Below are 12,122 nucleotides of genomic sequence, written 5' to 3' on the forward strand. Positions count from 1 at the left end.
AATAAGGCTATGTTAAAACCCACTTTGGACGACATTATTATCGTCGGTGGCGGCACTGCGGGCTGGTTAACCGCGGCGATACTGGCGAAAAAGCTTAATGCCGGCACAGCTGGCAGCGTGCAAATAACCGTGATTGAATCGCCGGATATTCCGATTATCGGCGTCGGCGAAGGTACCTGGCCGACCATGCGCACAACCTTGCAGAGCGTTGGCGTGGATGAAGGCGAATTTATGCGTGAATGCGATGCCACCTTCAAGCAGGGCGCTGAGTTTGTTAATTGGCAACACACACCGGCCGCAGGCGAGACACACAGTTATTTTCATCCGTTAAGTGCGGTGTTCCATTCATCCTATGATTTTAATCTGGCACCGTACTGGCTGCAGGGTGCCTCTGAATTACCTTATGATTTAGCCGTGGCATCGCAAAGCCGTATTTGCCGGCTGGGGCTGGCACCGAAAAAAATTACTACCCCGGCTTATGCAGCACTACAAAATTATGCTTATCACTTTAATGCGGTGAAGTTTGCCGCTTTTATGAAGAAACACTGCACAGAGAAACTGGCGGTACGCTTTATTGCCGCCAATGTGCAGCAAGTGCGTTTGCATCCCTGTGGTGCCATTGCCGGGGTATTGACGGACAGCCATGGCGAGATTAACGGCGATTTCTTTGTCGATTGCACCGGCAGCAAAGCGCTGTTGTTAGGCGAGGCGTTAGGCGTAGGTTGGCACAGCATCAATGATGTTATTTTTAACGATACCGCCCTTGCGATGCAGGTGCCTTATCCGACAGCAGACTGGCCCATTGCTACCCATACCATAGCCACAGCACATGAAGCCGGTTGGACCTGGGATATCGGTTTACATAACCGTCGTGGTGTCGGTTACGTTTATTCCAGTGCGCACAGCACAGATCAGCGGGCAGAGCAGATATTGCGGCAACATATAGGAGAGCAGGCAGAGGGGCTGGAAGCGCGCAAAATAAAGCTGAAGCTGGGTTACCGGCAGCAGTTTTGGCAGCATAACTGTGTGGCTATTGGTATGTCGGCTGCCTTTATTGAGCCGCTGGAAGCGTCGGCAATATTTTTGATAGAAGCCGCGGCCAATATGCTGGCGGAGCAGTTTCCACGTAGCCGGGCCGCGCTGGGTTTCGTCGAGAAAAAATTCAACGACACCTTTAAACTGCGCTGGGATAAAAGCATCGACTTTATCAAATTGCATTATTGTATCAGTCAGCGTCGTGACACGGCTTATTGGGTGGACAACTGTGCCGACAGGTCGATTCCGGCTTCGCTGCAGCAGCGTTTGGCGCATTGGCGGCTGCACCCACCCGGTAAGTACGATTTTGACTACGCGTTTGAACCCTTTGTGCTCGACAGCTATCTGTTTGTTTTGTATGGCATGAAGTTTAATACCGACCTAAGCCACAACCTCAGCAGTTACCCGGATAAACACCGCGCGCAACAGCTGTTTGCCGAAATTGACCGCACCACAGCGTTGTTGCAACAGCAATTGCCGACGCATCGTGAGTTAATCGATAAGGTGTACCGCTACGGCCTGCCTAAATTGTAGCGCCGGCAGGCTTATTTACTGCCGGCCGCAGCAATAGCGCCTTGCTTATCGGCGACCTTGTGTTCTGCCGTGGCACTACGCTCGCCCACCAGTTTTGCGCCCCAGCGCCGCAGTTGTTCAAAGCCCAATAAACAAATGCCTACCGCCAGCGTGGATAACAGCATACCGCTGAGACCTAAACTGGCGCGTTCGGAATGCATGGTCCAGAAAAACTGCAGTACACATAAAAACGCCACGACTAACAATGTTGGTTTACGGCCAATCAGCGCGACGATAAATACCCCCAGCGGGGCACCCAATGCGACAACGGGCGCGGCGGCCAGCCAGTTTTCAAATACGCCGGGTTGCATGCCGGTGCTGAGGTTTTTTACGATAACGCCAAGCACTGAGGTGAAGGCCATAATGATCACTGAGGTGGGAATGGCAATTTTTAAATCGGTGCGGCACAGCAATACCAGGGCGGTATACAGCACCATGTCGATGCCAACGCCGGTAACCGAGGCCACGGCCGCGCCGGATAATAACCCAATCCAGCAGCCAACTTTAAAATCCCATTTTTCGTTAAATTCGGTCATGCCGCTGTGGCCGGCAATCTCGTTAACACGATACAGATGCAAAATGCCAAAGCTGGCCCAGACCACGGCAAACACCAGTTTAATCCATAAACCCGGAATATAAGGCGCTATCAGCCAGATGCCCAGCGGCGTGCCAATTAAGCTGCCAAGCATGGCACCTTTGAGCATGGCCCAGGCAATGGGCTGGCGCCGCGCCAAAATAAAGATGCTGGCGCTGGTCATGCCGATGGCCTGCACGGCAAAGCTGAAATCACGCCCCAGGGTGGCGGGCAATTCAAACAGCAACACCAGCACCGGAAACCCCACAGTGCCGCCGCCCATCGGCGTAGAGCCGGCCGCATAGCTACCTATCGCCATAGCAACAGCGATTGGCCAGTGCGCTTTGGCTTCAGGCCAGTAACCTAAGCCAATAACCAGATATAACCAGACCGCATAAAAGCCGACCAGCCAGAGTAACCAGATCCACAAATGCTGTTTCAGTTTTTGCTGCATGTACGCGGTCTCTGCCGGTTTAAATTTGTTGCTTTGTTATATCGGGTTCCGGGCTGTTTGACCAGTAACAAAGCGCTACGCTGCGGCGTTAAAATAAAAAATAATGCTGAATAACAGTAATGTTAAAAACGGCAGAATGACAAAAAGCTGATGGCAGATAACCGATTAGCTCATCTGCGGTAGTTTGCACCGGTGTGGCTGTTGATCCTGCTGCCGACTTAGCGCATGATAAGGCCGCACTGCTGATGGCAATCAGGGGACACAACATCAACGCCCTCAGCACTTCTCACATTAATGACTAAAATAAAGAGCAGTTTTATGACTTCAACTCCAAAGATTGTGCCGTTAAACAAGGAACAGCACGCAGATACCAAAATTAATAATAACAACGCTTTTTCTCATATCAGCAGCGAGCATATGTTGCCGGTGGTGGTGCATGAGTTTGTGGTGGCGGGTGCTGAGTTTCCTATCGTGTTTGTTAAAAACAGCGAAAACAATACCTATCAGCCGGTGGTAATGCTGGGGCTGTCGGCCAAACAAAACCTGTTTATGCAGGATGATAAATGGCAGGCATTATATGTACCGCGTGCAGTGCGTAACTACCCGCTGGTGTTGGTACAGGATAAAGCGGAAAGTGAGCGTTTGCTGGTGGCTCTGGATGAATCTTCAGAGCGTGTTGGCCAGACAGAAGGTAATGCACTGTTTAACGCCGATGGCGCTGAAAGCGAGTTTTTAACCCATCGTAAGCAACAGATGGCCGAATACCTTGAACTGGGGCAAATTACACGTAATTTTGTTGCCAGGCTACAAGAGCTTGAGCTGATTAAAGAGCAAGTGCTGACATTAAACGTCAACGGTGAAGAGCGCCGGATTAACGGTATTCATCTGCTGGATGAGAAGAAACTGAACGAGCTTAGCGATGAGGTGTTTGTTGAGCTGCGTAAAAATGGTTTCCTCACTGCTATCTATGCCCATCTGATGTCATTACAACATACGCAAAAACTGGTTAAGAAAATCGCTGACGCCAGTTAAGCGCGGCAACAGGTAACAGCGAAGGCTGTTACCTGTTGTATTGTTACTACCCGCCGTTTGTTACTTCTACTGTTCTGCTGTGTACCGCCTGATGCCGGCTGCGTAACCACAGCGGTTTAGTGGCAATTGCCAGTGGGGCCTGATAAGGCTGCCAGCTTGCACCCTGATCTGTACTGAACTCGGTATACAGACCGGGCAAGGCGTTATTCACCTTGATACCTGCTGCGGTTGTTATTGCTCCGGGTGGTGGCAGATAAAAACTGCTGCCGTTGTTGGCTAACCTGGCCAGCTCAATCTGCCCCAGCCGTGCTGCGAAGCTGTGCCAGTCTCGTTGCCGCTGTTGCTGAGCCTGTTGCAGGTTGTTGCTTTGCTCCCACGCCGCTTTGTGCCAGGCCCGTTCGGCCAGCGCCAGCATTCTGGGGTATATCATCTGTTCCAGTTGCTCAGCGGTACGGACAGTTTCGCTCCACAGCTGGCCCTGGATGCCGAGAATATTCTGCGCTTGTTGCAGTGCCGGCATTTCGCGGCCAACCAGTGCTTCCAAATCTGCAATAGGCGCACCGTCCCGTGTGGTATCGGCATTGGCATACAGATTATCCGGCATAAAGCCGAACACTTTGTCGATGCTGCTAAAGCGGGTAGCCCAGTAGTAGCCGCGCTCGAGAGGATGTGCTTCATGCGGATGATCAAAGTACAGATGCGTGCCGGGTGACAGCACCACCTGATAGCCGTTATTAGCCAGCCGGTAAGCACGGTCGGCAACGCCCCATTCCCAGATATTATCCCAGGCATTGGCAATCACCTTGTCATTGGCAAACTGGTTACGGTTAAAGGTATTTTGCTGATCGTACATTAAGCCATCTTCCCAGCCGGCCAGGTTCAGGCCGCGACGATGGGTAATTTCTGCGACGCGGCTGACAAACCACGGCTTTAAATCAGCGACACCGGCTATACCGTTGTCCGCGGTGGCAAACAATTGCTGACAGGCCGGCGAGCCCAGCCAGGAGCCGGCCGCCACTTCATCGCCACCCATATGGAAGGTATTGAGCTTTACCCCGGCACTGCGGTACATCTGCTGCAGCTCGTACACCACTTTCTCAACAAAGGCGTAGGTAGAGGCCAGGCAGACATTAGCCGAACTGTCGGTATAGTTTTGCACGCTAAGGTAGCGGGAGCTGTCATCCGGGTCTGATAATAAATACTGTGCGGCGGCTTCCGGCTGGCCCAGTGCCTGCAGGCGGTTATAGCGAGCTTTCATCGCCACGATGGCCGCCCTGGCGTGGCCCGGTAAGTCAATTTCCGGAATAACTTCAATCTGCCGCACGGCGGCATATTGCAAAATTTCAATAAAATCAGCGGTGCTGTAGTAGCCGTTGCCGGAGCCGGTTTTATGTGGCCCGGTGCCAAGCTGGGTTAGTAAACACTGTTGTTCGGTTAAGTCAAAGCAGCGCTGGCCGCCGATGTCGGTCAGCTCCGGTAAGCCCGGTATTTCCAGCCGCCAGCCTTCATCTTCGGTTAAATGCAGATGCAGCTTATTCAGCTTATAGCGCGCCATGTTGTCGATCAGCCGCAAGGTTACGTCTTTGCCGTGGAAATTGCGTGCCATATCATAGTGCATACCACGCCAGGGCGCGCGTGGCTGATCAGCCACCTTACCCAGTGGCAGCTGTATGCGGTTGTCCGTTTGCTGAGCTAATGCCAGCAACGACTGCACCGCGTAAAACGCCCCGGCATTATCTTTACCAATCAGGCTGATATGTTTGTCTTTAATCTCCAGCTGATACCCCTCTGCTGCCAGCGGCAAGCTGCTGTCTACCGATAAACGGATCTGCCGCGTGTGCTGAACACTGCTGTCTGTGCTGCTTTGCAGTGACAGGCCCAGCTGCTGCAATTGCTGCTGCAAATAAGTTGCTGTGCCGGTTAAACGCCCGCTGTAGCTGATGTGCCAATCCGTGTTCAGCGTCAGGCGGTGTTTACTGAACTTAGCTTGCAGCGGGGTGGGGATAATCCGCTGTGCGATATCCGCTGCGCTGCCGTGCACATTAAGCTTAGCGTTGTGGGCAAAACGCGTGGCGGCGGTAACAACCGGCACTAAATCGGCCGTACCGCTGTTACGTAATTGCTGTTGTGGCGTAGTAATGGGGGTAACAAACTGGCTGAGCTGTTCGGTATCGGTATTGGCAAATACTGCAGGTGTCAGCCCTGTGGCGGTGATAAAAGCACGTGGCATAAAGTCGCTGTAACTCACCACCCAGGGCGCTGAGGTATAGCTTATCCGCAGTTGCTTGCCGGGCGCCAAACCGGCAAAGCTGCTGTCGGGGCTAAGCCGGTGCAGGTCGCCCTGAACATGCTGCAGTATCAGGCCTTGTTGCTGTATGGTGTCAATGCGGCGGATGGAGTGAAAGTAAATTTGCCAGTCTGACTTACCGCCCGGCAGTGTCTGGCCGGAGCCGTTGTGCAGTGTAATCGCCGCGCTGAAACGCGAGGGCTCTGCTAAGTTGTTCGACAGCACACTGAACACCAGGCTGCTGTCGTTGGCAAAATCAGCCAGTTGTTGTTGCGTAAATGACGCTGCTGCCAGCGCTGGTTGACAACAGCAGGTCAACAACAGACAAAACAGTACCCTGAGTAATGGCATAACATGCTCCCCTTTATTTTGGCCGGTGTTTGCTGTTGCAGCACCGTGCCGGCAGTATTTGTTACTGCGTTGTGGTTTTATTCTTCAGCTTAACAGCTCAGATCTCTTCGCTAAACTGCTGATTAAAATCTTATTTATTTATGCATCTGTCGCAAACCGGCAAAATGCCCGTTTGATTTTTAAACAAGACACTTGTTATTTGTCAGAATTATTATATGCTGAATTTAAAAAATGACAACGCTGTCAATTCGCTTGCTTGTTGATTAAATCTACAGCGCTGAGTATTGACCACTTCGCAGTTGGCCAGAGTAGCCGGCTGCATTACTTGTGACGAGGTTATAGGGATGAAAGCAATGCTGAAGGCCGATACGCCTTTGTATTTGGGGATAGACGGCGGTGGCAGTAAATGCCGCGCTGTTATTGTATCGTCGGATCAGCAAATTTTAGGTGAAGGTTTGTCCGGCCCGGCTAATCCGCTACGCGGCATGAAAGTTGCGACCGACTCTATTTTAACGGCTACCCAACAAGCATTAAGCTGTGCCGGACTGACATTTAATGATATGTCGCGCCTGGTTGCCGGTGCCGGGTTGGCCGGGCTGAATATACCGCAGTATTTTCAGCTGTTTTCTGATTGGCAGCACCCGTTTAAAACGCTGCACCTGACCAGCGATTTGCATATTGCCTGTATGGGGGCGCATCAGGGCAACGATGGTGCCGTCATTATAGTCGGCACCGGCTCCTGTGGTTTGGCAGAAGTGAACGGTCAGCTGGTTGAAGTGGGCGGCCATGGTTTTCCTTATGGCGATAACGGCAGCGGTGCCTGGTTTGGTATGCAACTGCTGCATAAGGTATTGTTAAGTTTGGATAAATTGGCGCCGGATACCATGTTAACTGATTTGCTGTTGCAGGAGCTGGCCGCCGCTAACAGCCTGGAACTGGTTGCGCATTTTATGCATGCAACGCCAACAACTTATGCTAAGTTTGCGCCCTTAGTATTTGTTGCCGCCGAAGCCGGTGATGAAACGGCATTGCAACTGGTGCAGCAAGGCGCCGGCTTTATTGCGGCCATTGCCAACCGCTTGCTGAGTATTCAACCGCCGCGGTTATCTTTTATTGGTGGCCTGGCACACAAGTTGTTACCTTATTTACCCGCGCAAGTACAACAACAGGTTACGCCGGCACTGCAAACGCCGGAACTCGGAGCTGTTTGGTTTGCCCGTTCGCGCAATCAAACGCAATCTATCGCTATGTCGTTATAGGTAGGAAGTAATGAGCAACAGTATTATGGCGCTTGAAGCCAGAGAAGCCCCGCAACGTATCGCCGAACAACTGGCAGCCAACCAGGCCATGGTAGAGCAGGTTGTGCAGCAAATTCGTCAGCGCGCGCCCAAGTTTGTTTATATGGTAGGGCGCGGCTCTTCCGACCATGCCGGGGTATTTGCCAAGTATTTAATTGAAATAGAGGTTGGCCTGCCGGTGGTGGCGGCGGCACCTTCTATTGCCAGCGTGTATAACAAGTCACTGCAGCTGGCGGATGCACTGGTGCTGGTGATATCACAGTCCGGTCGCAGCCCGGATATTCTGGCTCAGGTAGAAATGGCCAAACGCAGCGGTGCCATGGTAGTGGCCTTGGTAAACGACACCACGTCGCCGCTGGCAGAGCTGGCGCACTACACCTTGCCATTGCATGTCGGCGCGGAAAAGGCCGTGGCGGCCACCAAAAGTTATCTGGCTACCTTAAGTGCCATCTTGCAACTGGTGTCGGTGTGGTCAGGCAATCAGGCATTGCAGCAGGCGGTGCAACAATTACCGCAAAGTTTAACCGCTGCGATAGCGTTGCCGCAGCAGCTTACAGCGCAGGCATTGGAGCGGGTAGCGCACCTGGTAGTGCTGGGCCGCGGCTTGGGTTATGCCATTTCGCGTGAAATTGCGCTGAAGTTAAAAGAAGTGTGCGGCATTCATGCAGAAGCGTTTTCCAGTGCCGAGTTTTTACACGGCCCGGTCACCCTGGTAAAAAACCAGTTTGCTATTGTCGATGTCAGTATTAATGATGAGAGCATCAGCGCGCACCGTGCGCAGGTAGAAGATGTACGTAGCCGCGGCGCTGCTATAGTGCAGCTGCATCACAGCGACATAGCAGCACATCCGCGGGTGTTGCCGTTATTGTTACTGCAGCGGTTTTATCTGGATGTTGAAGTGGTCGCCCGCAGCCGTGGCATTGACCCGGATGCACCACCGGGCCTGAATAAAGTCACGAAAACGGTATAACGCAACTAACGGTAAACAGCACATGCAGCAGTTAAGTGTCAGCCGGTTGTTTGACGGCGAAAATTGGTTCGACAATGTCAGCGTCGCTATAACAGATGGTGTTATTCAGGCGATCACGCCGTCAGCGGGCCCGGTGCAACCGGGTACCCTGGTGCCGGGTTTTATTGACGTCCAGGTTAATGGCGGCGGCGGTGCCTTATTTAATACCGCACCGACGCGGCAGACGCTGCGCACTATGCTGCAGGCGCATGCCCGTTTTGGCACTACCGCTATGCTGCCTACGGTGATCACCGACAGTGTAGCGGTAATGCAGCAAGCCGCCGATGTTATTGCCTCAGCTATTGCTGATGCTGAACCCGGTATTATCGGCGTACACTTTGAGGGGCCGCATTTATCGGTACCGAAAAAGGGCGTTCATCCACAGCAGCATATTCGTCACCTGAGCGCGGCAGAGCTGACAATTTACGGCCGAGCCGATCTTGGCATTAAGCTGGTAACAGTGGCGCCGGAAAACATCAGCCCGGCGCAAATCCGCCAGTTAGTGGCACTGAATGTGATTGTTTGCCTTGGCCATTCCAATGCAGACGCCGCCACAGTGCAGGCTGCGCTGGACGCCGGCGCCACCGGCTTTACCCACTTATATAATGCCATGTCGCCGCTGACATCGCGTGAACCGGGTATGGTGGGTGTAGCCTTGGCCGATCCGCACAGTTGGTGCGGCGTGATCTTTGATGGCCACCATATGCATCCGGTTGCTGCCAAAGTGGCGCTGGCGGCTAAGGCCAAAGGCAAGTTGATGATTGTTACTGATGCCATGTCACCGGTGGGTACCACCGACAACGAGTTCGATTTGTTTGACGGCAAAGTGCAGCGCGACGGCGATAAACTGACCGATGCCGACGGTCGTTTGGCCGGCTCGGTATTGGATATGGCCGGCGCCGTGCGTTATGCCATCGATTCCCTGGGTGTTGTGCCGGAAGAAGCGCTTAGGATGGCGTCGTTGTATCCGGCACAATTTTTAGCCCGTCACAGCGCAGGGCGCATAGTGGCAGGTGCGCAGGCAGACTTAGTGCTACTGGATAACGATTGGCAGGTACAGGCCAGCTGGATTAACGGCCGGCCGCTATTTAACGCTTAATATAATGATAACAACAACGGGGAAGGAATATGGAAATGACAGCTGAACAATCGCAGCGGCGCAGCAGCCTGCTGCCGATGGTAATAGTAGCGATACTGTTTTTTGTGCTGGGTTTTGCTACCTGGCTGAATGGCTCTTTAATGCCTTATCTGAAACAGATGCTGCAGCTGACACCGCTGCAGGCGTCATTGGTCATATTCTCCTTTTATATCGCAGTAACCTTTACTGCGCTGCCATCGGCCTGGTTGATCCGCAAAGTCGGCTATAAAAATGGCATGGCGCTGGGTATGGCCACCATGATGCTGGCCGGCTTGTTGTATATTCCGGCAGCCCAGACACAAACCTTTGCCTTGTTTTTATTGGCGCAGCTGGTTATCGGTGCCGGCCAGACACTGCTGCAAACGGCGGTAAATCCCTATGTGGTAAAAATTGGTCCGGAAGAAACGGCAGCGGTGCGGATCAGTATTATGGGCATTCTTAATAAAACTGCCGGTGTAGTAGCACCGATAGTGTTTACTGCGCTGATGGCCGGTAGCTTTGTGGTTGCTGCCGATGTGGCATTAACGCCGGCCCAAATTGACGATATGGCGGCACGTTTAGTCCTGCCTTATTTAGGCCTGGCGGCATTTTTGGGCTTATTGGCACTGGCAGTGAAGTTTTCACCGCTGCCGGAACTGGCCAAGGAGAGCGGTGACGAGAATAAAGCCGGACAAATCAAAGCCGTACTGGCTAAGCCAGGGCTGGTGTTGGGTGTGCTGGCGCTGTTTGTCTATGTCGCAGTTGAAGTTATTGCCGGCGACACCATCGGTTTATTCGCCCTGTCGCTGGGGGTGGAGCGCTATACCGTGATGACGTCCTACACTATGGGCTGTATGGTGCTGGGCTATGTGCTGGGTATTTTATTGATCCCGCGGTTGTTGTCACAGCAAGCCGCGCTGGCGGTATCTGCGGTACTGGGGGTGTTGCTGACACTGGCAATAGTGCTGGGCGACAGCTCATCTTACGCTATTGCCAATACCGTACTGGTGCCTTTTGGTGGCACGGCGTTGCCGGATACCCTGTTGTTTATTGCTGTACTCGGGTTGGCCAATGCCATTGTTTGGCCTGCTGTGTGGCCTTTGGCTTTATCCGGCTTAGGGGCGTTAACCAGTATTGGTTCAGCATTGCTGATTATGGGTATCGCCGGTGGCGCTTTTGGTCCGCTGTTCTGGGGGCTGGCCAGCGGCAGTTCGCTCGGCCAACAGGGCGCTTATATTGTTATGCTGCCCTGCTATGTATTTATTTTGTTCTATGCGCTTAAAGGCCACAAACTGACCAGCTGGAAATAATGCAAAGCAGTACACGATTTTACGCGCTGGATGCATTGCGCGGCCTGGCAATAGCGCTGATGATTTTGGTCAATACACCAGGCTCGTGGCAGCATGTGTATAGCCCGCTATTGCATGCGCGCTGGGATGGCTTCACCTTTGCCGATATCGTGTTTCCTGCGTTTTTGTTTGTAGTAGGGGCGGCGATGTTTTACTCGCTGCGCCACGCAGAACTGAATATGGCAACCTTGGCGCGCATTGCCAAACGCAGTGCGCTGCTGTTTGGCATTGGCATGTTGTTAAACTGGTTCCCGTTTACTACGGCTCTGGCAGAGCTGCGTATTTTCGGCGTATTACAGCGCATTGCGCTGTGTTATGCCGTGGCGGCAGTGCTGGTGTTGCTGCTTAAAGGCCGCTATTTGCCAGTACTGGCCGGCAGCATTTTGCTGCTGTATTGGGGTTTATTGCTCGGCTTTGGCAGCACCGAGCCTTACAGCCTGAGCGGTAATGCGGTATTGCAGCTGGATTTGTATCTGCTTGGCGGCGCGCATCTGTATCAGGGCTTTGGCATCGCCTTTGACCCGGAAGGTTTACTCAGTTCATTGCCGGCGGTGGTGTCTGTGCTGGCCGGTTACTATGCCGCCGCACAGCTTAAAATGCGCAGTGCGCCAGCCGGTGCGCTTTGGTTGCTAAACGCGGCCTTAGTGCTGCTGTTAGCGGCATGGTTGTGCAGTATGTTCTGGCCGGTAAATAAAGCGCTGTGGAGTGGCAGCTATGTGTTGTTGTCTGTTGCGATACTGCTGCTGATATTGGCGGCTCTGGTCTGGTTGTGCGATGTACGCCATCGGCGTACTTTGCTGCAACCACTGATCGTGTATGGCAGTAATCCGCTGTTTATTTATATTCTGGCCTGGTTATGGGCGGTATCGGCTGCGTTAATTCCTGTGGCCGGCAGCAATCTGTACCAATACAGCTTTGAGCTGTTGGCGCAGGTGTTTGCGCCTAAAGCGGCCTCGTTGCTGTTTGCCTTATTGCATGTGGTATGGTTCTGGTGGCTGTCGCTGTTATTGTACCGGCGCAATATCATTATTAAGTTATAGCGC

General features: G+C 52.9%; 9 protein-coding genes. 7 read left to right on the top strand and 2 right to left on the bottom strand.

What is annotated here, in order from left to right; translation table 11 throughout:
• Window positions 1–9 precede the first annotated feature (9 nt).
• The gene (locus ACTZWV_RS02445) at window positions 10–1,569 is read left to right on the top strand and encodes a tryptophan halogenase family protein (RefSeq protein WP_444785013.1); all 1,560 of its coding nucleotides are present in this window, start codon (window positions 10–12) and stop codon (window positions 1,567–1,569) included.
• 11 nt (window positions 1,570–1,580) lie between these two features.
• Here the strand turns inward: ACTZWV_RS02445 and ACTZWV_RS02450 are convergent, their stop codons facing one another.
• The gene (locus tag ACTZWV_RS02450; protein ID WP_444785014.1) at window positions 1,581–2,636 is read right to left on the bottom strand and encodes a sulfite exporter TauE/SafE family protein; all 1,056 of its coding nucleotides are present in this window, start codon (window positions 2,634–2,636) and stop codon (window positions 1,581–1,583) included.
• 318 nt (window positions 2,637–2,954) lie between these two features.
• On the opposite strand from ACTZWV_RS02450, the gene ACTZWV_RS02455 reads away from it, so the two are divergent.
• Window positions 2,955–3,668, top strand: coding sequence for a SapC family protein (locus ACTZWV_RS02455; protein ID WP_444785015.1), 714 nt, complete (start codon window positions 2,955–2,957; stop codon window positions 3,666–3,668).
• Window positions 3,669–3,714: 46 nt separating this feature from the next.
• Here the strand turns inward: ACTZWV_RS02455 and ACTZWV_RS02460 are convergent, their stop codons facing one another.
• On the bottom strand, window positions 3,715–6,306 hold the full coding sequence (locus ACTZWV_RS02460; RefSeq protein WP_444785016.1) for a family 20 glycosylhydrolase: 2,592 nt from the start codon (window positions 6,304–6,306) through the stop codon (window positions 3,715–3,717).
• A gap of 344 nt (window positions 6,307–6,650) precedes the next feature.
• Here ACTZWV_RS02460 and nagK point away from each other — a divergent pair, with 344 nt between their 5' ends.
• The 5 genes from nagK to ACTZWV_RS02485 are packed head-to-tail and all read left to right on the top strand — an operon-like array spanning window position 6,651 to window position 12,119.
• Window positions 6,651–7,565 (top strand): N-acetylglucosamine kinase, encoded by a 915-nt coding sequence (gene nagK / locus ACTZWV_RS02465; RefSeq protein WP_444785017.1) that lies wholly within the window; start codon window positions 6,651–6,653, stop codon window positions 7,563–7,565.
• 10 nt (window positions 7,566–7,575) lie between these two features.
• A complete protein-coding gene (nagB-II, locus tag ACTZWV_RS02470; RefSeq protein ID WP_444785018.1) occupies window positions 7,576–8,574 on the top strand; it encodes a glucosamine-6-phosphate deaminase NagB-II in 999 nt (332 codons plus the stop codon).
• A 22-nt stretch (window positions 8,575–8,596) separates the two neighbouring features.
• On the top strand, window positions 8,597–9,712 hold the full coding sequence (nagA, locus tag ACTZWV_RS02475) for an N-acetylglucosamine-6-phosphate deacetylase (protein ID WP_444785019.1): 1,116 nt from the start codon (window positions 8,597–8,599) through the stop codon (window positions 9,710–9,712).
• Between the two features lie 35 nt (window positions 9,713–9,747).
• Window positions 9,748–11,040, top strand: a complete 1,293-nt coding sequence (nagP, locus tag ACTZWV_RS02480; RefSeq protein WP_444785020.1) for an N-acetylglucosamine MFS transporter NagP — start codon at window positions 9,748–9,750, stop codon at window positions 11,038–11,040.
• Window positions 11,040–12,119 carry an acyltransferase family protein gene (locus ACTZWV_RS02485; RefSeq protein WP_444785021.1) on the top strand — a complete coding sequence of 360 codons (1,080 nt, stop codon included), beginning with the start codon at window positions 11,040–11,042 and terminating at the stop codon, window positions 12,117–12,119. Before nagP ends, ACTZWV_RS02485 begins: the two co-directional genes overlap by 1 nt.
• The last annotated feature ends 3 nt before the right edge of the window (window positions 12,120–12,122 follow it).

Origin of the sequence: Rheinheimera sp. NSM, assembly GCF_052380015.1 — a bacterium.
Lineage (GTDB): Bacteria > Pseudomonadota > Gammaproteobacteria > Enterobacterales > Alteromonadaceae > Alishewanella.